General features: G+C 73.9%; 19 protein-coding genes, 1 tRNA gene and 2 pseudogenes. 4 read left to right on the top strand and 18 right to left on the bottom strand.

Annotated elements, in window-relative coordinates; translation table 11 throughout:
• Positions 1–2: 2 nt before the first annotated feature.
• Complete coding sequence (locus F7P10_RS06940; RefSeq protein ID WP_151008592.1) at positions 3–725, bottom strand: anti-sigma factor; 723 nt, start codon at positions 723–725, stop codon at positions 3–5.
• On the bottom strand, positions 725–1,330 hold the full coding sequence (gene sigK, locus F7P10_RS06935; RefSeq protein ID WP_151008591.1) for an ECF RNA polymerase sigma factor SigK: 606 nt from the start codon (positions 1,328–1,330) through the stop codon (positions 725–727). The genes F7P10_RS06940 and sigK overlap by 1 nt, the downstream gene beginning before the upstream one ends.
• A 124-nt stretch (positions 1,331–1,454) precedes the next feature.
• Between sigK and F7P10_RS06930 the strand changes: the two genes are divergently transcribed.
• On the top strand, positions 1,455–3,149 hold the full coding sequence (locus tag F7P10_RS06930) for a molybdopterin-dependent oxidoreductase (protein ID WP_368077459.1): 1,695 nt from the start codon (positions 1,455–1,457) through the stop codon (positions 3,147–3,149).
• 52 nt (positions 3,150–3,201) lie between these two features.
• A complete protein-coding gene (locus F7P10_RS06925; RefSeq protein ID WP_218040640.1) occupies positions 3,202–3,849 on the top strand; it encodes a fasciclin domain-containing protein in 648 nt (215 codons plus the stop codon).
• A 345-nt stretch (positions 3,850–4,194) separates the two neighbouring features.
• On the opposite strand, the gene F7P10_RS06920 is transcribed toward F7P10_RS06925, so the two are convergent.
• The 10 genes and pseudogenes from F7P10_RS06920 to kdpF all read right to left on the bottom strand — a co-directional run bounded on the left by F7P10_RS06920 (position 4,195) and on the right by kdpF (position 12,828).
• Complete coding sequence (locus tag F7P10_RS06920) at positions 4,195–4,566, bottom strand: hypothetical protein (RefSeq protein ID WP_151008588.1); 372 nt, start codon at positions 4,564–4,566, stop codon at positions 4,195–4,197.
• Positions 4,567–4,847: 281 nt separating this feature from the next.
• A complete protein-coding gene (locus F7P10_RS06915; RefSeq protein WP_151008587.1) occupies positions 4,848–5,534 on the bottom strand; it encodes a response regulator in 687 nt (228 codons plus the stop codon).
• Positions 5,531–6,862, bottom strand: a complete 1,332-nt coding sequence (locus tag F7P10_RS45340) for an ATP-binding protein (RefSeq protein ID WP_368077483.1) — start codon at positions 6,860–6,862, stop codon at positions 5,531–5,533. The genes F7P10_RS06915 and F7P10_RS45340 overlap by 4 nt, the downstream gene beginning before the upstream one ends.
• A complete protein-coding gene (locus tag F7P10_RS45335) occupies positions 6,853–7,584 on the bottom strand; it encodes a universal stress protein (protein ID WP_368077482.1) in 732 nt (243 codons plus the stop codon). Before F7P10_RS45335 ends, F7P10_RS45340 begins: the two co-directional genes overlap by 10 nt.
• Before the next feature lie 103 nt (positions 7,585–7,687).
• A pseudogene (locus tag F7P10_RS45330) lies at positions 7,688–8,008 on the bottom strand (histidine kinase); the annotation flags it as partial.
• A gap of 99 nt (positions 8,009–8,107) precedes the next feature.
• Entirely contained in the window at positions 8,108–8,227 is a 120-nt protein-coding gene (locus F7P10_RS45325; RefSeq protein WP_368077458.1) for a potassium-transporting ATPase subunit C, read from the bottom strand.
• 80 nt (positions 8,228–8,307) lie between these two features.
• Positions 8,308–8,979, bottom strand: a pseudogene (locus F7P10_RS45320) (potassium-transporting ATPase subunit C); the annotation flags it as partial.
• 1 nt (position 8,980) lies between these two features.
• Positions 8,981–11,077 carry a potassium-transporting ATPase subunit KdpB gene (gene kdpB / locus F7P10_RS06900; RefSeq protein ID WP_151008586.1) on the bottom strand — a complete coding sequence of 699 codons (2,097 nt, stop codon included), beginning with the start codon at positions 11,075–11,077 and terminating at the stop codon, positions 8,981–8,983.
• A complete protein-coding gene (gene kdpA, locus F7P10_RS06895) occupies positions 11,077–12,738 on the bottom strand; it encodes a potassium-transporting ATPase subunit KdpA (RefSeq protein ID WP_151008585.1) in 1,662 nt (553 codons plus the stop codon). The genes kdpB and kdpA overlap by 1 nt, the downstream gene beginning before the upstream one ends.
• A complete protein-coding gene (gene kdpF / locus F7P10_RS06890; RefSeq protein WP_151008584.1) occupies positions 12,739–12,828 on the bottom strand; it encodes a K(+)-transporting ATPase subunit F in 90 nt (29 codons plus the stop codon).
• Between the two features lie 325 nt (positions 12,829–13,153).
• Between kdpF and F7P10_RS06885 the strand changes: the two genes are divergently transcribed.
• Positions 13,154–13,228, top strand: a tRNA-Val gene (locus F7P10_RS06885).
• Between the two features lie 19 nt (positions 13,229–13,247).
• On the opposite strand, the gene F7P10_RS06880 is transcribed toward F7P10_RS06885, so the two are convergent.
• The 5 genes from F7P10_RS06880 to F7P10_RS06860 are packed head-to-tail and all read right to left on the bottom strand — an operon-like array spanning position 13,248 to position 18,906.
• Positions 13,248–13,484, bottom strand: coding sequence for a hypothetical protein (locus F7P10_RS06880; RefSeq protein WP_151008583.1), 237 nt, complete (start codon positions 13,482–13,484; stop codon positions 13,248–13,250).
• Positions 13,481–14,482, bottom strand: coding sequence for an ABC transporter ATP-binding protein (locus F7P10_RS06875; RefSeq protein WP_151008582.1), 1,002 nt, complete (start codon positions 14,480–14,482; stop codon positions 13,481–13,483). Before F7P10_RS06875 ends, F7P10_RS06880 begins: the two co-directional genes overlap by 4 nt.
• On the bottom strand, positions 14,472–16,325 hold the full coding sequence (locus F7P10_RS44020) for a dipeptide/oligopeptide/nickel ABC transporter permease/ATP-binding protein (RefSeq protein WP_151008581.1): 1,854 nt from the start codon (positions 16,323–16,325) through the stop codon (positions 14,472–14,474). Before F7P10_RS44020 ends, F7P10_RS06875 begins: the two co-directional genes overlap by 11 nt.
• Positions 16,315–17,262, bottom strand: a complete 948-nt coding sequence (locus F7P10_RS06865) for an ABC transporter permease (RefSeq protein ID WP_151008580.1) — start codon at positions 17,260–17,262, stop codon at positions 16,315–16,317. Before F7P10_RS06865 ends, F7P10_RS44020 begins: the two co-directional genes overlap by 11 nt.
• A gap of 3 nt (positions 17,263–17,265) precedes the next feature.
• On the bottom strand, positions 17,266–18,906 hold the full coding sequence (locus F7P10_RS06860) for an ABC transporter substrate-binding protein (protein ID WP_176611334.1): 1,641 nt from the start codon (positions 18,904–18,906) through the stop codon (positions 17,266–17,268).
• Between the two features lie 163 nt (positions 18,907–19,069).
• Between F7P10_RS06860 and F7P10_RS06855 the strand changes: the two genes are divergently transcribed.
• A complete protein-coding gene (locus tag F7P10_RS06855) occupies positions 19,070–19,717 on the top strand; it encodes a TetR/AcrR family transcriptional regulator (protein ID WP_176611333.1) in 648 nt (215 codons plus the stop codon).
• A 38-nt stretch (positions 19,718–19,755) separates the two neighbouring features.
• Here the strand turns inward: F7P10_RS06855 and F7P10_RS06850 are convergent, their stop codons facing one another.
• Positions 19,756–20,685 carry a hypothetical protein gene (locus F7P10_RS06850; protein ID WP_151008577.1) on the bottom strand — a complete coding sequence of 310 codons (930 nt, stop codon included), beginning with the start codon at positions 20,683–20,685 and terminating at the stop codon, positions 19,756–19,758.
• Between the last annotated feature and the right edge of the window lie 94 nt (positions 20,686–20,779).

Raw genomic sequence — 20,779 nt, 5'->3', positions numbered from 1 at the left:
GCTCAGCCGAGCGGCACGGTGACGATCGGCGCGCTCGACGGCCGCGCCGACCCGCCGGCCGGCTCCACGGTCAGCCCGATCGTCCGGATGCCCGCCAGCCCCGAGGTGATCACCGGGGGCGACGGCTCGCCGGGCGGCGCGGCCAGCAGCGCGGACGGCAGCGGCGCCTCCCGGCCGAGCAGCCACAGCTGGTAGGTCCGGTCGCCGGGCACCGGGGCGAGGCCGTGCGTGGTCACGACGGCCCGGTTCAGCGACCGCGATGCCACCACCGTCACCGAGCCCGGTGCCGACCCCGGCACGGGCGCCGTGCTCGTCCGCGCGTCCGGCGCCGCCAGCACCGCGGCGATCCGCCGGTTCAGCGCCTGCGCCTGCTCGGCCTCCTGATGCGACCGCACCGCGAACGTCCCGCCCAGCACCGCCAGCACCAGGCACGCCGCGGCGACGAGCCACGGGCTGTGCCGGGTGCGGACGGCCCGTGGCCGGCGCGCCGGCCGGGGCGGGAGCTGCCGGGTGCGGCCGATCTCCGCCAGCACCCGTTCCCGCAGCCGGTCCGGCGGGCGGCGCGCCGCGGCGACGGCCAGCCGCGACGTCGTCTCCCGCAACCCCCGCACCTCTTCGGCGCAGGACGGGCACCGGTCGAGATGCCGCTCGAACCGCCTGCGCTCGGTCTCCTCCAGCGCGTCCAGCGCGTAGGCGCCGCCGAGGTCGTGGAGGTCGTGGGTCATCACCGGACTCCCATGCAGTCGCGCAGCCGGATCAGGCCGTCGCGCATCCGTGTCTTGATGGCCGCCAGCCCGACGCCCAGCAGTTCCGCGACCTCCCGGTAGCTGTAGCCGCCGTAGTACGCGAGGGTGATCGACTCGCGCTGGACGTCGGTCAGGCCGGACAGGCAGCGGCGCACCTGCTGGTGCTCGAGCCGGATCTCGGCCTGCTCGCTGACCTGGTCGTACTCGGGTTCGGGCGCGGCGGCCCGCTCCTCGCGGTCCCGGCCGGCCTGCACCGCGCGCACCCGGTCGACGGCCCGGCGGTGCGCGAGCGTCATCGCCCACGACGTCGCGCTGCCCCGCGACGGCTCGTACCGCGACGCCGTCCGCCACAGTTCCACGAGCACGTCCTGCGCGACCTCCTCCGCCTGCGCGGTGTCCCGCAGGATCCGCAGCACCAGCCCGTACACGGGACCGGACAGCCGCGCGTACACCTCCTCGAACGCCTCCTGGTCTCCGCGCGCGACGCGGACCAGCAGCCCCGCGAGGTCCGCCGGGTCCCCGGTCGCGTCCGGCTCGCCGGTCCCCCGTGGCCCAGGGCGTTTCCCGCGTGGTCGCTCGCTCATCGTCACATGACCTGGTTCGGAGCCGCCGGGCTCGTGGATGGGTCGTCCCGGGCGATTCCCCTCGCCCGGACCGCATGCCAAGAATCCCACCCATCCGCTCCCGGTACCGCTCCGAACACCCGACGTGACACGCAGATCGGTACGGGACAGGACCGGACGGCTCGCCGCCGCGGTCGCCGGCGTCCTCGCGGCGGCCGCGGCGATGGGCGTCGCCGAACTCGCCGCGGGCGCGCTGGGACGCCCCGCCGCCTCCCCGGTCATCGCGGTGGGCTCCGGGTTCGTCGACCTCACCCCCGTCTGGCTGAAGGACTGGGCGATCCGCGCCTTCGGGACGAACGACAAGCTCGTCCTGCTCCTTGGAGTGGGCCTCGGCGTCGTCCTGGCTGCGGTCGCCGCAGGCCTGCTGGCCGGACGGCGCCTCCGGCGGGGCCTCGCCGGCCTCGCGGCCGTCGGCGCCGTCGGCGCCCTGGCCGCGCTGACCCGCCCGTCCGGCGGCGCGGCCGACGCCCTCCCGACGCTGGTGGGCGTCGCCGCGGGCATGGCGGTCCTGACCGTCCTCGTGCACCGCCTCCCGGTGCCGTCCACCCGGAAGATGACCGGCTCCGGCCAGGGAGGGGCAGCACGGGAAACGGACGGGCCCGAAGGGGACGGCCCCGGAACCGGAACGTCGTCCGCGCCGGAAGCACCGGAGGGCGGGGACGGCGCGCCGGTCGCGGCGGTCGCGGCGGTATCGGCGAGCGCGGCGGGGCGGGGGACGGGACGGCGGCGGTTCCTGCTCGCCGGGGCCGGGGCGGTCGCGGTGGCGGGGGCCGGTGCGGCGGGCGGGCGGTTCCTGCTCGGACGGCGCGAGGTCGCGAAGCTGCGCGGCTCGATCGACCTGCCGGGGCCCGCCTCGCCCGCACCGCCCGTGCCGCGCGGCGCGCAGGTACGGGTGCCGGGGATGACACCGTTCGTCACCCCGAATCGGGACTTCTACCGGGTCGACACGGCCCTCACCCTCCCGCAGGTCGATCCGCGCGACTGGACGCTGCGGATCCACGGGATGGTCGACCGCCCCCTGGAGATCACGTTCGGCGAGCTCCTGGACCGGGAGCTGATCGAGCGCGACATCACGCTGTCGTGCGTGTCGAACCAGGTCGGCGGCGATCTCGCCGGGAACGCTCGCTGGCTCGGCGCGCCGCTCGCGCCGCTGCTGCGCGAGGCGGGCGTCCGGCGTGGCACCGACCAGGTCCTGTCGAGCGCGGCCGACGGCATGACGATCGGCACCGCGCTCGACCCGGTGCTGGACGGGCGGGACGCGATGCTCGCCGTCGCGATGAACGGGGAGCCGCTGCCGGTGAAGCACGGCTTCCCGGTGCGCATGGTCGTCCCGGGCCTGTTCGGCTACGTGTCGGCGACGAAATGGGTCGTCGACCTCGAGATCACCCGGTTCGCCGCCGACCGGGCGTACTGGACGGAGCGCGGCTACGCCGAGCGCGCGCCGGTCAAGACGTTCTCGCGCATCGACCTCCCGCGCCCGCTCGCGCGCGTGCGGGCCGGCCGGGTCGCCGTCGCGGGCACCGCGTGGGCCCAGCATCGCGGCGTCCGGGCCGTCGAGTGGCAGGTGGACGACGGCCCGTGGCGCGAGGCGCGGCTCGCGCCGGTGCCGTCCACCGACACCTGGCGGCAGTGGGTCGCCGAGTGGGACGCCGCTCCCGGCGGCCACACGCTGCGGGTCCGGGCCACGGACGGCACCGGCGCCACGCAGCCCCCCGAGCGCACCCCGCCCTTTCCCGACGGCGCGACCGGGTGGCACTCGGTCGTGGTGACCGTCACCTGATCGCACATTCCATCCGGCAACGCAGTCGAACCGACAACGAGGGAGAACCATGATGAACCGCACCCGCACCCTGACCGGCGCCCTGCTCGCCGCCGGGCTGGCCTTCGGCGCGACCGCCTGCGGCGGCGACGACGACGGCGAGAGCACCTCCGGCTCGGCGGCGAACACCCCCGCGACGAGCGCGGCGCCGAGCACGCCCGCCGAGGCGGGCGCGGCCGCCGCGGAGCCGTTCGGCCCCGCCTGCTCGGCCGTCCCGAAGGACGGCTCGGGCAGCTTCTCCGGCATGGCCCAGGACCCGGTCGCGACGGCCGCGTCCAACAACCCCGTCCTGTCGACGCTGGTCACCGCGGTGAAGAAGGCCGGACTGGTCGACACGCTCAACTCGTCGAAGAACATCACGGTGTTCGCGCCGACGAACGACGCGTTCGCGAAGATCCCGGAGGGCCGGCTGAACGACGTCCTGGCCGACAAGGAGAAGCTGACGAGCATCCTGACCTACCACGTCGTCGGGCAGAAGGTCGCCCCGGACGCCCTGGCGAACGGCGACTTCAAGACCCTGCAGGGCGCGCGGCTCAAGACGAGCGGGTCCGGTGAGTCTTTCACGGCGGGTGAGAACGCCAAGGTCGTGTGCGGCAACGTGCAGACCGCCAACGCGACCGTGTACATCATCGACAGCGTGCTGATGCCGCCGGCGTCCTGACGGCGGGTGGCGGGGCGGCCGTGACCCGGCCGCCCCGCCCGCGCGCGTCCGGGGTCCCCGAGCCGACGGCCGGCCCCCAGGGGTGCTGACGGGATATCCCGCCGGGGATCCGCGGCCCGGTGTCCCGGCACCCCGGCGAACCGGGGCCGTCACCGCGGACTCGGACGGTCACGGCGAACCGGGACCGGGGGCCTGCCCGCCGCCGCGCGCCGGCGGCCCCGGTCGCCGGCGGGGCGGGGTGCCGGCGGCGACGCCCCGGCGGGCGCCGCCGCTGTGGTCGGGCGGCGCCGGCTCGTCAGCCGCTCGTCGTCGCGGGCCCGCCCGCCGGCGAACACGCCCAAGGCCTCACAGGTTGATGTTCCCCTGCGCGTTCATGTCCCGGAGCTGGATGACCTTCTCCGCGGGCCCGTTGAACACGTTGACGTTGCCGTCGTCGGAGGCGCTCGCCCGCGTCTGCGCCTGGTTCCACAGGGACTCGATCTCGGCGCCGAACTCCGGGTCCTCGTCCAGGACCCGCCGGACGGCCCCTTCGAGCGCCTCGACCCGCTCGGGCTCGTCCGGGTCGGCGACCGCCCGCGCCAGCGTCTCCTCGTCGCGCGCCCGTCCGCGGAACCGCTCCCGGACGCGGCGCGCCATGCCCGCGAGGGCCGCCTGCGCGGGCGCGGCCGTGGCCTCGATGGTGGCCCCCGCCATGGCGGCGGCGATGGCAATGGTCATCGGATCGCTCACTCTCACAGTGGAGCACAGGGGTACGGAACGGGCCACCCGATCGGCCACGGACAACCGGTGGCCGTTGCCGCGCCGGGCGGACGGGCGGACCGCCGCGAGCCTCGTTTCCGATCAACAGAACATGACGGCCCCCGACCTCGTGGGCGGGTATCCGGCTGACCGGCAACGACGATCGCGAACGCGACGACCAGGTGGGGAACGGCCGTTCCGGCAGCCGTTTCGATCGCGGCGACCGTTTCGACGGGGCCGCGCGAAATGCGGGCGGCGCGTCAGGGTTCGAAGCGGTAGCCCATGCCGGGTTCGGTGATCAGGTGCTTGGGACGGGACGGGTCGGCCTCGAGCTTGCGGCGCAGGGAGGCCATGTAGACGCGCAGGTAGTTCGTCTCCTTGACGTAGCTCGGGCCCCACACCTCGGCGAGCAGCCGGCGCTGCGGGACGAGCGCGCCGGGGCTGCGCAGCAGGATCTCGAGGATGCCCCACTCGGTCGGGGTCAGGTGGATCGCGTCGCCGTCGCCGTCGCCGTCGCCGGTGACGGTCTTGCGGGCGAGATCGACGAGCCGCCCGCCGACCGCGACCGTGGGGGACGTCCCGTCGGCGGGGGCGCGGCGGGTGATCGCGCGGATGCGGGCGAGCAGTTCGTCGAGCCCGAACGGTTTGGTGACGTAGTCGTCGGCGCCCGCGTCGAGCGCCTCGACCTTGTCGTGGCTGCCGGACCGGCCCGACAGCACGATGATCGGGACCTGCGACCAGCCGCGCAGCCCGCGGATCACCTCGACGCCGTCCAGGTCGGGCAGCCCGAGGTCGAGGACGACCAGGTCGGGACGCCAGTCGGCGGCGCGCACGAGGGCCTGCCCGCCGTCGGCGGCGACCTCGACCTCGTAGTGCCGGGCGCGCAGGTTGAGCCGCAGCGTCGTCAGGATCTGCGGCGAGTCGTCCACCACCAGCACGCGCGTCACGTCCGCTCCTCCCGTACGGCCGCGGGGAGGGCGACCACCATGGTCAGCCCGCCGCCCGGCGTCTCCTCGATCTCGATCGCGCCGTCCATCGCCTCGGCGAGCCCGCGCGACAGGGCCAGCCCGAGCCCGACGCCGGTGCGGTCGTCGCGGTCGCCGAGCCGCTGGAACGGTGCGAACGCGCGGTCGCGGTCCGCGGGCGGGATGCCCGGGCCGCGGTCGATCACGCGCACCTGCACCCGCGCGGCGTGGGCGCTCGCGGTGACCAGCACGGCCTCGCCGGGCGGGTTGTGGCGGACGGCGTTGGACACCAGGTTCGCGAGTACCCGTTCGAGCAGCGCGGGGTCGGCGGCGACCTCGGGCAGGTCCGCGGGCACGCGGATCTCGACGGGGACGTCGCCGAGGCCGTCCAGTGCCCGGGGCACGACGTCCTCGACGGCGATGGGCCGCCGCGACACCCCGAGCACCCCGGCCTGCAGCCGGCTCATGTCGAGGAGGTTCGCGACGAGCCGGTCGAGCCGGGCCAGCGATTCGGCGGCCATCGCGGTGAGTTCGTCCCGGTCGGAGTCGCTCCAGACGACGTCGGGGCTGCGCAGGCTGTCCACGGCGGCGATCGCGGACGCCAGCGGGGTGCGCAGGTCGTGGCTGACGGCGCCGAGCAGCGCCGTGCGCATCCGGTCGGCGGCCGCCAGCGGCGCGACCTGCTCGGCGGTCTCGGCGAGCCGCCGGTGCCGCAGCGCGACGGCGGCCTGCGCCGCGAACGCCTCCAGGATCCGGCGGTCGGACGCGGGCAGCGTCCGGCCCCGGACGGCGAGCGCGAGCGCGTCGTCGACGAGGACGTCGCAGTCGCCGGCGTCCGGTCGGGTGACCGGGGGGCCGCCGGCGGACGCCACGATCGTCCAGGGGGCCTGGGGTGCGGCCGGGTCGCGTTCCAGCAGGGTCACGGACGCGAGCGCGTACGTCTCGCGGAGGCGGTCGAGGATGCCGTTCAGCGGGCCGGGCGGCGGGGCGTCCCCGCCGTCGCCGCGCAGGATGTCCCCGGCGAGCGTCGACAGCACCTGCGCGTCGGCGCGCGCGCGGGCCGCCTCCCGGCCCCGGCGGGCGGTCACATCGACGATCGTGCTGACGGTGATCCCGACGATGACGAACACGACCAGCTGCAGCACCGCCTCCGCCCCGTACACCGTGAAGGTGCCGAGGGGCGGCGTGAAGTACCAGTTGAGCAGCAGCGTCCCGGCGACGGCCGCGAACAGCGCCGGGTACAGGCCGCCGACCAGCGCGACGCCGACCACCGCGGCCTGGAACAGCAGGATGTCGCTGTTCAGCGACACGTCCCCGCGCAGCCGGTCCAGCAGCAGCGTGAGCAGCGGCAGCACGACGGCGGCGAGCACGAACCCGGCCGCCCGGCGGGCCGGGGGCACCCCCACGTGCTCCGCAGCGCCCGCCACCGGTGCCCCTGCCCGGCCTCCTCGTGGCTGACCAGGTGCACGTCGATCGGCCCCGACCCGGCGGTCACGGTGACGCCGACCCCGCGCGCGAACACGTGCGCGAGCCGTCCCCGCCTGGACGCGCCCAGGACGAGCTGGGTGGCGTTGACGCCGCGCGCGAAGTCCAGCAGCGCGCCCGGCACGTTCGTCCCGACGACCTGGTGGTAGCTGCCGCCGAGGCTCTCCACCAGCGACCGCTGCCGGGTCAGGTTCGCGGGCGCCGCGTCGGTCAGGCCGTCGCTGCGGGTGACGTGCAGGGCGAGCAGGTCGGCGCCCCGCGCGCGGTCGGCGATCCGGGCGGCGCGGCGGATCAGCGTGTCGCCCTCCGGCCCGCCGGTGAGCGCCACGACGACCCGTTCCCGCGCCTGCCAGGTGCCGCGGATGCCGTGGTCGGCGCGGTACCGGTCGAGCTGGTCGTCCACCTTGTCGGCCAGCCACAGCAGCGCCAGCTCGCGCAGCGCCGTCAGGTTGCCGACGCGGAAGTAGTTCCCGAGCGCCGCGTCGATCTTCTCGGGGGCGTAGACGTTGCCGTGCGCCATCCGTCGGCGCAGCGCCTCCGGCGCCATGTCGACCAGCTCGACCTGCTCGCGCGCGCCGCACCACCTCGTCGGGGACGGTCTCGCGCTGCGGCACTCCGGTGATCTGCTCGACCACGTCGTTGACCGACTCCAGATGCTGCACGTTCACCGTCGACACCACGTCGATGCCGGCGTCCAGGATCTCCTCGACGTCCTGCCACCGCTTGGCGTTCGGCGATCCCGGCACGTTGGTGTGCGCCAGCTCGTCGATCAGCGCGACGCCGGGGCGGCGCGCGACGACCGCCGCCGCGTCCAGCTCGGTGAACTCCGCGCCCCGGTACCGGGCCGTCCGGCGCGGGACGACCTCCAGGCCGTCCAGCAGCGCGGCGGTGCGGGCCCGGCCGTGCGTCTCCACCAGCCCGACGACGACGTCGGTGCCGCGCTCGCGGCGCCGCGCGCCCTCGGCGAGCATCGCGTAGGTCTTGCCGACGCCGGGCGCAGCGCCCAGGTAGATCCGCAACCGGCCCCGGCCCATCGTTCCTCCTCGCCCTCACAGTACTCGCGGGCCGCGTCAGCCCCGGCCGGGGAACCGCCGGTCGAGCGCCAGGTTCAGCTCCAGGACGTGGACGCGCGGCTCGCCCATGAAGCCGAGGTCGCGGCCGTGCTCGTGCTCCGCGACGAGCGCCCGCACCCGGTCCGGCGCGACGCCCCGCGCGGCGGCGACGCGCTCTCCACCTGCAGCGCCGCGTAGGCGGGGGAGATGTGCGGGTCGAGGCCGCTGCCGCTGCCGGTGACGGCGTCGGGCGGGACGGCCGGATCCGCCGGGGCGTCGCCCCGGACCGGCACGATCAGCCCGGCCGCGTAGTCCTCGCCGGGCCGGGCGAGTTCCACCCGGGCGCCCCGGTAGCGGGCGACGAACGGCGCCTTCATCTCGCCCGCCCGCTCGTTGACGCTGACCACGCGCGTGGGCTTCGGCACGGTGCCGTCCGCCGCCCGCTCCCCGAACACCGCGAGCACCGCCCCGACCCCGCCGCCGGTGCAGTACGGGCGCGAACCGTCCACGCCCTCCAGGTCCCCGACCGCGCGGCTGCGCGCGCAGACCTGCGTGAGCAGGCTCGGGCGGTCCGCGGTGTCCACGACGTCCTCGGGGCCGAGGTTGCTCGCGCCCGACGACAGCGGGTCGTAGCCGTCCCCGGCGTTGGACGGGCGGCTCTGGAAGTACGCCCGCAGCGGTTCGCCGTCCGGGCCGGTGAACGGCTGGGCGAGCAGCGCGCTGCCGACCGTCCGGCCGTCGGCCCGCACGAGCGAGCCGTCCGCGCGGTCGGCCAGGCCGGGCAGGCGCCCGACCGCGTACAGGGCGACGGGATAGGCGAGGCCGAGCAGCACGGTGAAGACGAGCAGCGCGCGCAGCGCCGCGGCGAGCCGCCGGAATGAGTGCTCCATGTCAGGACATCCCCGGAAGATACTGAACGAACAGGTCGATGAGCTTGATGCCGATGAACGGGACGACGACCCCGCCGAGCCCGTAGACCAGCAGGTTGCGCGACAGCAGCGCCGACGCCCCGCCGGCCCGGTACCGGACGCCGCGCAGCGCCAGCGGGATCAGCGCCACGATCACCAGCGCGTTGAAGATCACCGCGGCGAGGATCGCCGACTGCGGGCTGTGCAGCCGCATGACGTTCAGCGCGTCCAGCCCCGGGAACAGCCCGACGAACAGCGCCGGAATGATCGCGAAGTACTTCGCGACATCGTTGGCGATCGAGAACGTCGTCAGCGCGCCGCGGGTGATCAGGAGCTGCTTGCCGATCTCCACGATCTCGATCAGCTTCGTCGGGTCGGAGTCCAGGTCGACCATGTTCCCGGCCTCCTTGGCCGCGGACGTGCCGGTGTTCATCGCCACGCCCACGTCGGCCTTCGCGAGCGCCGGGGCGTCGTTCGTCCCGTCCCCGGTCATCGCGACCAGCCGGCCGCCCTCCTGCTCCCGCTTGATCAGCTCGAGCTTGTCCTCCGGCCGCGCCTCGGCGAGCACGTCGTCCACCCCGGCCTCCGCCGCGATCGCCGCCGCGGTCGCCGGGTTGTCCCCGGTCACCATCACGGTGCGGATGCCCATCGCCCGCAGCCGGTCGAACCGCTCCCGCATCCCGTCCTTGACGACGTCCTTCAGGTGCACCACACCCAGCACCCGCGCCGCCTCCGCGACCACCAGCGGGGTGCCGCCGGACGCCGAGATCTCCGCGACGACGCCGTCCAGCCCGTCCGGGACCTCGCCGCCCCGCTCGCGGACCCAGCCCGCGACCGCACCGGCCGCGCCCTTGCGCAGCGACCGGCCGTCCAGATCGACGCCCGACATGCGTGTGTGCGCGCTGAACGGGACCCACTCCGCGTGGGCCGGCTTGCCCTCGGGACGTTCGCGCAGGCCGTACCGCTCCTGCGCGAACACCACGACCGACCGGCCCTCGGGCGTCTCGTCCGCGAGGCTCGCCAGGTGCGCGGCGTCCGCCAGCTCGCGTCCGGTCACGCCACCCACCGGGACGAACGCCGACGCGCGCCGGTCGCCCAGCGTGATCGTGCCCGTCTTGTCGAGCAGCAGCGTGCCGACGTCGCCCGCCGCCTCCACGGCCCGCCCGCTCATCGCGAGCACGTTGCGCCGGACGAGCCGGTCCATCCCCGCGATGCCGATCGCCGACAGCAGCGCCCCGATCGTCGTCGGGATCAGGCACACCAGCAGCGACACCAGCACGATGCCGCTCACCCCGTGCCCGTCCAGCGCGGCCGTGTCCGGGGTGCCCGGGGCCTTGCTGTAGATCGCCATCGGCTGCAGCGCCGCGACCGCCAGCAGGAACACGATCGTCAGCGCGGCCAGCAGGATGTTCAGCGCGATCTCGTTGGGCGTCTTGCGCCGGTTCGCGCCCTCGACCAGGGCGATCATCCGGTCGATGAAGCTCTCCCCGGGACGCTGCGTGATCCGCACGACGATCCGGTCCGACAGCACCCGCGTCCCGCCGGTCACCGCGCTGCGGTCGCCGCCCGACTCGCGGATCACCGGCGCCGACTCCCCGGTGATCGCCGACTCGTCCACGCTCGCCACGCCCTCGACCACGTCGCCGTCCCCGGGGACGATCTCCCCGGCCTCGACGACCACGCGATCGTCGAGCCGCAACTCGGTCGCCGGTACGCGCTCCTCCCCGGCCCCGGTGAGCCGGCGCGCGACCACGTCCGTCTTCGCCCGCCGCAGCGAGTCGGCCTGCGCCTTCCCGCGTCCCTCCGCGACGGCCTCGGCCAGGTTCGCGAACAGCACCGTCAGCCAGAGCCAGCCGACGATCGCCCAGGCGAACACGCTCGGCTCGGCGACCGCGAGGACCGTCGCCCAGAGCGCGCCCACCTCCACCACGAGCATGACCGGGTTGCGCCACAGCGTGCGCGGGTTCAGCTTGCGGAACGCGTCCGGCAGCGCCGCGGCGAGCCGCCGCGGGCCGAACGCCGGACTCGTCCGGCTCTGCGGCTCCACCGGGCGCGGTGGCGCCTCAACGGGTGCGGACATCAACCGATCCCTTCTGCGATGGGCCCGAGCGCGAGCGCGGGAAGGAACGTGAGGGCGACCAGGACCACGGTCACGCCGGCGACCATCCCGACGAACAGCGGCCGATGGGTGGGCAGCGTGCCCGCGGACTCGGGCACCCGGGCCTGCCGGACGAGTGACCCCGCCAGCGCCAGCACGAGCACCATCGGGACGAACCGTCCCAGCGCCATGCACAGCCCGAGCGCCGTGTCGAACCACACCGTCGCCACGCCCAGCCCCGCGAACGCCGACCCGTTGTTGTTCGACGCCGACGTGAACGCGTACAGGACCTCGCTGAGCCCGTGCGGCCCGCCGTTGAGCATCGCCGCCTGCCCGTTCCCGGTCGCCAGCGCGGCGGCCGTCCCGACCAGCACCAGAGCGGGCGTGACCAGGAAGTACGCCGCCGCCAGCTTGATCTCGCGCGGGCCGATCTTCTTGCCGAGGTACTCGGGCGTCCGGCCCACCATCAGCCCGGCGACGAACACCGTGATGATCGCCAGCACGAGCATCCCGTACAGACCCGACCCGACACCGCCGGGCGCGACCTCGCCGAGCATCATGTTCAGCATCGTCATCATCCCGCCGAGGCTCGTGTACGAGTCGTGGAACGAGTCCACGGCCCCCGTCGAGGTCAGCGTGGTCGACGCGGCGAACACCGCCGAGTTCAGCACGCCGAACCGCGTCTCCGTCCCCTCGCCCGCCGTCCCGACCGCCGTCGGCACCGTCCCGGCCGGCGCACCCTGGAACGTCATCGTCAACGCCACGCTGACCAGCGCGATCACGCCCATCACCGCGACGATCGCGTACCCCTGCCGCACCTGGCCGACCATCCGTCCGAACGTCCGGCACAGCGTGAACGGGATCAGCAGCAGCAGGAAGATCTCCAGCCAGTTCGTCCACGGCGCGGGGTTCTCGAACGGATGCGACGAGTTCGCGTTGTAGAACCCTCCACCGTTCGTCCCCAGCTCCTTGATCGCCTCCTGGCTCGCGACCGGCCCGCCGGTGATCGCCTGCTCCGCGCCGCTCACCGTCGTGACCGTCTCGGGCCCGGCAAAGTTCTGCACGGCCCCACCGGCCATCAGCAGGACCGCCCCCAGGCACGCGATCGGCAGCAGGATCCGCAGCGTCCCCCGCGTCAGATCGACCCAGAAGTTCCCGAGCCCGTCACCCCTCTTCCGCGCGAACCCCCGCACCAGCGCCATCGCGACGCTCATCCCGACGGCGGCCGACACGAAGTTCTGCACCGCCAGCCCGGCCATCTGCACCAGATGCCCCATCGCGGACTCGCCGGAGTACGACTGCCAGTTCGTGTTCGTCGTGAAGCTGACGGCGGTGTTCCACGCCTGGTCGGGCCGCACCGGCCCCATGCCCACGTCCAGCGGCAGCCACTGCTGCACCCTCTGCAGCAGGTACAGGAACAGCACGCTCACCAGCGAGAACGCGAGCATGCTCCGCGCGTACGTCCCCCACGTCTGCTCGGCGCCGGGATCGGCCCCGACCACCCGGTAGACCCCGCGCTCCACACGCGAATGCCTGGTACCGGTGTAGACCCGGTACATGTAGTCGCCCAGCGGCCGATGCACCACGACCAGGGCGAGTATCAGGGACCCCAGGAACAGGAGCCCCGCGACCGTCGAACTCATCTAGAAGCGCTCCGGATACAAGAGGGCGGCGACCAGGAACACGATCAGGACCGCGGCCAGCACCAGCCCCACGGCGTTCTCGGCGGTCACCTCTCCACGCCCCTCACCAGCAGGCCGAGCAGGGCGAATATCCCCATCGTCAGCACCACGAAGGCCACATCGGTCATCGTCGTTTCCTCGGTTCGTCTCGTTCGACCCCCGGCGTCCTCACCAGGGCGTTCGCGAGTTAAGCACCGATCTGTGGCGTTTTCGGGGGTGTTGACGGGCCCTTAGCGCCCGGGCCCCGACTCTTAACGCCCTCCTAATACGGACGGCCGCGACGGCCGAGCCGGGCCCGTCGCGCACGAGCACCGGCCCCCGGATACCGCTTCGCGATCGTCCCCGGGGTCGGGGTACGCTTTCCCGGCGAGCACGCGGGCGCGTAGCTCAGGGGTAGAGCACTCGCCTTACAAGCGAGGAGTCGGCGGTTCGAAACCGTCCGCGCCCACCAGCCGGAGAGCGGGCGGCGATTACTGGTTTGCGGTCCTGAAGGCTTGGGCCACCAGTTCGCGTGCCTGATGCCACAGGGGGCCGTGGGGTGTCGCGTCCACGCCCTCGAGGCGGAAGACCGTTTCGGTGAACGCATCGACGTCCGTCGGGGGCGAGGCGCGGAGTTCTTCCTGAACGGCCGGAGGCAGGCAGAAGCCGAGGTCGACGCACAGGTCGTACAGCAGGTCGCCGACGGCTTCGGGGGAGAGGGCGGTCATGGCGTCATGGTCGCTCCTGTAGGAGCGGGCAGCTCCTTTTCCGGGTGGTGGCAGGCGATCCAGTGGCCGGGGCGGAGCGGGCGCATCTGGGGCTCTTCGGTCGTGCAGCGGTCGTCGGCGCGGGGGCAGCGGGTGCGGAAGCGGCAGCCGCTGGGCGGGGCGAGCGGTGAGGGGGGCTCGCGGGTCGCGGCCGCCTCCTCCTGCGGGGTGAGGTGCAGCGGGCCTCGGGGGACGGACGACAGCAGGGTTCGGGTGTAGGGGTGCGCGGGGCGGTCGACGAGGTCCGCGCCGGTCGCGAGTTCGCAGGTCTTGCCGAGGTACATGACGAGGACGCGGTCGCTGATGTTCTTGATCACCGCGAGGTCGTGCGCGATGAACACGAGGGTGAGGCCGTAGCGGGCCTTGAGGTCCTCGAGGAGGTTGAGGATCTGCGCTTGCACGGAGACGTCGAGGGCGGACACGGGCTCGTCGCAGATGATCAGTTCGGGTTCGAGGGCGAGGGCGCGGGCGATGCTGATGCGCTGGCACTGGCCGCCGGAGAACTCGTGGGGGCGGCGTCCCCCGACGGACGGGTCGAGGCCGACGGCTTCGAGCGCCTCGTCCATGCGGGAGGGGCCGCCCCAGACGCGTGGGCCCTCGGCGACGATGTCGCGCACCCGGCGGCGGGGATTGAGCGACGAGATCGGGTCCTGGAAGATCATCTGCATGCGCTGCCGGGTGCGGCGGAGGGGTTCGCCGCGCAGGGCGGTGAGTTCGAGGTCGGACAGCCGGACGGACCCGGAGGCGGGGCGCGGCAGCTGCATGATCGCGCGGGCGGCGGAGGACTTGCCGCAGCCCGACTCGCCGACGATGCCGAGCGTCTCGCCCTTGGCGACGTCGAAGCTCACCCCGGACACGGCGTGGACGGTGCGGCGCCCGGCGGGGAACGTGACCGTGAGGTTCTCGACGCGCAGGAGCGCGTCGGTGTCGCGCAGGTGCGCGGTTCCGCTACCGGCCATGGTGGGCGCCTTCCGGCTCGTGCGCCGGGTACCAGCAGGCGTGCGAGCGGTCGTGGTGGGACGTGAGGGGCGGTTCGTCCGATCTGCAGCGGTCCCGGGCGAACGGGCAGCGGGGGTGGAACCGGCAGCCGGAGGGCGGGGCGACGAGGTCGGGCGGGCGGCCGTCGATGACCGCGAGCCGGGTGTGGTTCGGGGCGGAGAGGTCGGGGACGGCTCGGAGGAGCGCCTCGGTGTAGCGCATGCGGGGGGCGGTGAACACGGCTTGGGTGGGGCCGTACTCGACGGCGCGGCCCGCGTACATGACGATCACCTCGTCGGCGTGGTCGGCGACGACGCTGAGGTCGTGGCTGACCAGGACCATCGCCATGTCGCGTTCGTCGCGCTGGCGGTGCAGGAGCCGCATGATCTGCTTCTGCACGGTGACGTCGAGCGCGGTGGTGGGCTCGTCGGCGAAGAGGACCTCGGGGTCGCAGGACAGGGCCATCGCGATGGTGATCCGCTGCCGCATGCCGCCGGACAGCTGGTGCGGGTAGGAGCGCAGGACGCGCCGGGGTTCGGGGATGCCGACGGAGGCGAGCAGGCGTTCGGCCTCCTCCCGGGAGCGGCGGCGGGTCATGCCGAGGTGGACGCGGAGCGGCTCGGTGACCTGGGTACCGATGGTGCGGACGGGGTTGAGGGCGGTCATCGGGTCCTGGAAGACGGCGGCCATGCGGGTGCCGAGGACGCCGCGGGTGTCGCCGGTGAGGTCGCGGTCCCCGAGGCGTGCGTGGCCGGTGCGTTCGGCGGTGTCGGGGAGCAGGCCGAGGACGGAGCGGATCAGGACCGACTTGCCGCTGCCCGATTCGCCGACGATCGCGAGGGTGCGGCCGCGTTCGAGGGCGAACGACACCCCGTCGACGGCGTGCAGCGGGCCGCGGGGCGTCGCGAACGCGGTGCGCAGGTCGCTCACCTCGAGCAGCGGCCCGTCCCGGTGGACGACGGGCGCGGACGGCGGGGCGGTCCGGCGCCGGGGGCGGGCCGGCTCCAGGCCGCCCGGCCGGTGGCCGGTGAGCTCCTGCAGCCGGTCGCCGACGAGGTTGAGGGCGAGGACGGTCAGGAACATGGCGGCGGACGGGACGACGACGATGTGCGCGGCCGTGTCCAGCGTGCTGCGCCCGTCGTTGATCATGCCGCCCCAGGTGGGGGTCGGCGGCTGCACCGACAGGCCGAGGAAGGCCAGCGCGCCCTCGGCGATCACCACGACGGCCATCAGGGTGAAGGCGTAGGACAGGGCGGGCGGGACGACGTTCGGCGCGATCTCCCGCCACATCACGGTGCGGCCGCGGGCGCCGAGCGCGCGGGCGGCGGTGACGAACTCGCGCCGCCCGTAGGAGAGCGTCACCCCGCGGATCAGCCGGACCCAGGCGGGCACGCCGAGCAGGCCGAGCACGATGAGGACGTTGCGGACGCTGGGGCCGGCGAAGGCGACCACCGCGAGGGCGAAGACCATCGCGGGGAAGGCGAGCAGGACGTCGTTGGCCGTCATGACGATCCGGTCGAGCGGGCCGCGGCGGTAGCCGGCGAGGAGGCCGAGCGGGCCGCCGATCAGCAGGCCGAGCAGGACGGCGCCGAGGCCGACGCCGAGCGAGACGCGGGCGCCGTGGACGGTCCGGCTGAGCAGGTCGCGGCCGAGCCCGTCGGTGCCGAGCGGGTGGCCCGGGGCCGGGCCGGTCCCGGGTTCGCCGCTGAGCGTGGCGTCGTGGTCGGGCAGGGGCAGCAGGTCGGCGGTGAGCGCCGCGCCGACCACGAGGACGATCCACAGGACGGCGAGCCGGAAGCCCCAGCCGAGCCTCTCAGGACGCATGGCGGATCCTCGGGTCGAGGACCCCGTACAGCAGGTCGATGCCGAAGTTGACCAGGACGTACCCGACCGCGACGACGAGGACCCCGCCCTGGACGACGAGGTAGTCGCGGGACAGGATCGAGTCGACGATGAGCCGGCCCACTCCGGGCAGCCCGAACAGGGTCTCGATGATGACCGCGCCTCCGATCAGCGTTCCGAGGTTGAGGCCCACGACCGTGACGAGCGAGATGGCGGACGGTCGCAGGGCGTGCCGCCACACGACGCGGCGGGGCGACAGCCCGCGGGCGCGGGCGAGCGTGATGTAGTCCTCCCGCAGCGTCGCGATCAGGTCGGAGCGCAGGAGCCGGGCGTAGACGGCGAGCTGCCCGGCGGCGAGCGTCACCGAGGGCAGCAGGAGCGATCGCAGGTTCCCGGCGGGGTCCGCGCCGAACGGCGCGTACCCGGTGGCGGGCAGCAGCGGCCACCGCACCGCGAAGATCATGATCAGCACGACGCCGGACACGAAGACGGGGGTGGACAGCAGCCCGAAGCCCACCGTGGTGAGCGTCCGGTCCAGGAGGCCGCCGGGGCGGCGCGCGGCGGCCACTCCGGCGGGCACGGCCAGTCCCAGCGAGATCACCTGGGAGAGCAGCAGCAGCTCCAGCGTGACCGGCAGCCGCTGGGCCAGGGAGTCGGCCACCGGGGTGCTCGTGAGGTAGGAGGTTCCGAGGTCACCGGTGACGACGCCGCCCAGCCAGTCGAGGTAGCGCTCCCAGAACGGGGCGTCCAGGCCGAGGTCGCGCCGCACCGCGTCGAGCGCGGCCTGGTCCCCGGCGTAGCCGAGGATCTGCGCGGCCGGGTCGCCGGGCAGCAGGGTGATCATCCAGAAGGCGAGCAGGGTGACGACGAGCAGGACGACCAGCAGGTGCGCCGCCCGCCGCAGCAGCAACGTCGCCATCGGTCACCCGCCCATCCAGATCTGGCCGAACGGGTGCGTCCCCGAACCGACGAGGGCGCGCCCGGCCGAGCCGTCCGGCAGCTCGTACCGCTCGAGGCCGTGCACGTTCGATCGGGTGATCACCGCGCTGGTGCTGAGGTGGTCGATCCAGATGAACGGGAGCGTCTCCCGCAGGCGCCGTTGCACGGTCGCGTACGCCTCCTTGCGCTCGGCCTCGTCGGAGGCCGCGCGGCCCGCGTCGAGGGCCGCGCTGAGCCGTTCGTCCTCGATCCGGCTCATGTTGATGGAGACCGAGCCCGGCGGCTGGACGAACTTGGAGTGCAGGAACGAGTACTCGCCGTCGGGGTCGGGGCGGGCGAACTGCTCCCAGACGATCGCGCCGTAGTCGCCCATGAGGGCGCGCTGGACGAGGGTGGCCTGGTCGGCCTGCCGCACGGTGACCTCCATGCCCGCCTTGCCCCACATGTCCTGGACGAGTTCGGCGTTCTGCATCGACGACTGGTCGGGGACGCTGAGCAGTTCGATCCTGACCGGCCCGTGCTCCCGCTCGTACTCGCTGATCAGCGATCGTGCCGCGGCCGGGTCGAACGCGGGGTAGCCGCCGGGGACGTACCACGCGGAGTCGGGCGACCAGGGGCCGTCGGCGGGCTCGGTGAGGCCGGACCGCAGCGTCTCGATGAACGCCTCCCGGTCGGTGGCGTGGGCCATCGCCCGCCGTACCCGCGGGTCCGAGGTGGGTCCGGCGGCGGTGTTCAGCATGAAGGCCAGCTCGGGAACCGACATCCCGGTGGCGCGGAACATCCGGTAGCCGCCCTGTTCGGCGAGCTTGCCGAACTTCACGACGTCGGTGTCGCGCTGGGTGGCCATGGCGGTCAGGCCGCCCGACTCCAGGGTCTGCGCGCGGGTCTGGAAGTCCGGCAGGATCCGGAACTCGACGGCGTCGAGGTACGGCAGCCCCTCGCGCCAGTACTTCGGGTTCCGTTTCACGATGAAGCGGTTGTCCGGCGTGTAGCTCTGGAAGACGAACGGGCCGGTGCCGACGGGGCGGCGGCTCGCCCCGTCCAGGTCGGTGAGCGACGCCGGCGGGACGATCATGCCGATCTGGGTCGACAGCGCGCTCGGGAAGCTCACCCAGGGGCTGCTGAGGTCGACCCGGACGGTCTTCGCGTCGACGGCCTCGACGGCGCGGACCGGCGCGAGCACCGCCGCCGTCAGCGGGGACGCCTTCTGCGCGGCCAGGTTGGCCTTGACGATCTCGGCGGTCAGCGGCTCGCCGGTGGAGAAGGCGACGCCCTCGCGGAGCTCGATCGTCCAGGTGGTGGCGTCCTCGTTCGGCTCGACGCTCGCCGCGAGCAGCCCGCGCCACCGTCCGGTGGCGTCGATCACGGTCAGTGTCTCGATGACGGTTCCGGCCATCGCGTAGGTCTGCGTGGCGAACGTGTCCGTGACCGGGTTGAAGCCGTCGGCGTCGGCGCCGAGGCCGTAGATCAGCCGGCCGCCCCGCACCGGCGGCCCGCCCTCGCCGGAGCCCGTGCCCGCGGCCCCGCCGCCCGAGCACGCAGCCAGCGCGCCGCACGTGGCGAGCGCCAGTGCGGCGGCGGCGAGCCGGTGCCACCGGTGCCTCAGTGTCTTCCTCGGTCCCACGACGCCCTCCCCGTGACACGGGTCACACATTTTCGCCGATAGTACTATCGGTGAACGAGATTTCAACGGATTGACATATACGTCTTTCCATGCAATGTGCAGGGGATCCGATTGCGGGTTCCGCCGATATGGCTATCGTTGGAGCGACCGTTCAGGGGGAGCGATGCCCGATGTGACACTGAGCCGGCGCGAGGCCAAGGACCTGACCCGGCGCCGGCTGCTCGGCGCCGCGCTGCGCATTCTCGACGGCGAGGGCGAGGCGGGACTGTCGACGGCGAACGTCTGCCGCAGCGCGGGCATCGCGCAGTCCACCTTCTACGTGCACTTCCGCAACATGCAGGACCTGCTGGAGGCGCTCGGCGAGGAGGCCGCCCGGAAGGTCGGCCCGGTGATCCGGGAGGCCCGGCGGAGGTCCAGCGACGCCCCCCGCAGCGCCGACCGGCTCCGGGACGCCTTCCGCGTCCCGCTCGAGAAGATGTGCGCGCACCCGGAGTTCTTCCGGCTCAACGCCCGCGCCCGCCTGGACCGCGCGACCCCGCTGGGCGAGGCCGCGCGGCGCCGCGCCGCGGTGACGCGGGCCCAGCTGGTCGAGGACCTCGTCGCCGCCGGGCTCCCGGCCGACACGCCGCGGCAGGCGCTGCGGGTGGAGATGGTCGCCGACGGCGTCACGGCCCTGACCGAGGTGATGGCGATCGGCCACCTCGAGGGCCGCTACCCCGACCTGGAGGAGTGCGTCGACGTCCTCGTCGAGTTCTTCGCGGGCGTCCGGGCCCAGATCCTCGGCGACCAGACCGGCCCCCGCCGGACCTGACGGACGGGCGGGGGGCGGGGGACGGGACGGTCGCGGGGTCAGCCGCCCCAGTATTCGGTGGTCAGTTCACCGGTGAGGGCGATCCGGCCTTCGCGCGCGAGGACGCTCACGACCTCCTCGGCCTCCTCGAGGGTGACGTGGCGGCTGCGGTAGCACCGCTCCTGCGGGTCGGGGATCTCGAACTTCAGGCGGGGCCCCGGCTCCCACACCGCGATGATGCTCTTCTCCTCGCCGATGAAGTTGATGTAGTTGCCGCTGTACGGCGTGACCGACAGCAGGACGTCCCGCGCCTGCGCGGGGGACACGGGCGTGTCCCGGTCCTGCATGCCGCCGCTCGGTCCGTTCGCGTAGGAGACCTCCAGCGACTGCTTGGCGGGTGCCGGGGAGCCGGGGTAGGCCGCGAGGTAGCCGTAGCGACGGCGCTTCCAGTCGAGCGGGACGTCGATGCGCCGGCGGGGGCTGCCGTCCCAGTCGACGTCCAGGCCGTGGCGGCGGAGGGCGGCGGCGACCTCCTCGCCGATCCCCGCCTGGGCCTCGGGGTCCTGCCGCCCGTCGACGAACAGGCCGTAGGCGAGGGTGAGGACGCCCTCGGTGACGGCGGCCCGCATGTCCTGGCGGTGGGCGAAGGCGTAGCCGCGCGGCGCGTCGCCCCGCGCGACCTCGCCGCCGATCTCGGAGAGGCCGCAGTTCTGGCAGCAGGTGTGGTCGAGCCGGGCCACGATGCCGGACGTGTCCAGATCGCGGAGCGCGCGCTGCAGGCGGTCGGTGTCGAGCTCGTCGGGCCAGGTCTCCTGGTCGGCGAGGTGGGCGGCGAACGCGTCGGCGACGACGCGGCGGACGTCCGCGCCCTCGGGGTCGTCCAGGATCTCGCCGCACTGGCGGACGACGGATTCGTAGTCGTGGCGCCCCAGCGCGACCAGGAACCGGGCGTGGTCGGGCAGGGGGAGGTCTTCTGCGTCGTGTGTCACGGGGCGGGAGTATGGCAAACGTCACCGACACCCCCCGTTTTACATGTCGTTCACAAAGGGGCAATGGACGTGAAACGGCTGGTTGGCACGTTCG

Source organism: Actinomadura sp. WMMB 499 (assembly GCF_008824145.1).
Classification (GTDB): Bacteria; Actinomycetota; Actinomycetes; order Streptosporangiales; family Streptosporangiaceae; genus Spirillospora.
The sequence above is the reverse complement of the archived record's forward strand: the minus strand, read 5'-3'. Positions and strand labels throughout refer to the sequence as shown.

Coding starts and splice junctions, on each gene's coding strand:
- F7P10_RS06940 (WP_151008592.1), bottom strand. CDS start 725: ATGACCCACGACCTCCACGACCTCGGCGGCGCCTACGCGCTGGACGCG.
- sigK (WP_151008591.1), bottom strand. CDS start 1,330: ATGAGCGAGCGACCACGCGGGAAACGCCCTGGGCCACGGGGGACCGGC.
- F7P10_RS06925 (WP_218040640.1), top strand. CDS start 3,202: ATGAACCGCACCCGCACCCTGACCGGCGCCCTGCTCGCCGCCGGGCTG.
- F7P10_RS06920 (WP_151008588.1), bottom strand. CDS start 4,566: ATGACCATTGCCATCGCCGCCGCCATGGCGGGGGCCACCATCGAGGCC.
- F7P10_RS45335 (WP_368077482.1), bottom strand. CDS start 7,584: ATGGCGCCGGAGGCGCTGCGCCGACGGATGGCGCACGGCAACGTCTAC.
- kdpB (WP_151008586.1), bottom strand. CDS start 11,077: ATGTCCGCACCCGTTGAGGCGCCACCGCGCCCGGTGGAGCCGCAGAGC.
- kdpA (WP_151008585.1), bottom strand. CDS start 12,738: ATGAGTTCGACGGTCGCGGGGCTCCTGTTCCTGGGGTCCCTGATACTC.
- F7P10_RS06880 (WP_151008583.1), bottom strand. CDS start 13,484: ATGACCGCCCTCTCCCCCGAAGCCGTCGGCGACCTGCTGTACGACCTG.
- F7P10_RS06875 (WP_151008582.1), bottom strand. CDS start 14,482: ATGGCCGGTAGCGGAACCGCGCACCTGCGCGACACCGACGCGCTCCTG.
- F7P10_RS44020 (WP_151008581.1), bottom strand. CDS start 16,325: ATGCGTCCTGAGAGGCTCGGCTGGGGCTTCCGGCTCGCCGTCCTGTGG.
- F7P10_RS06865 (WP_151008580.1), bottom strand. CDS start 17,262: ATGGCGACGTTGCTGCTGCGGCGGGCGGCGCACCTGCTGGTCGTCCTG.
- F7P10_RS06855 (WP_176611333.1), top strand. CDS start 19,070: ATGCCCGATGTGACACTGAGCCGGCGCGAGGCCAAGGACCTGACCCGG.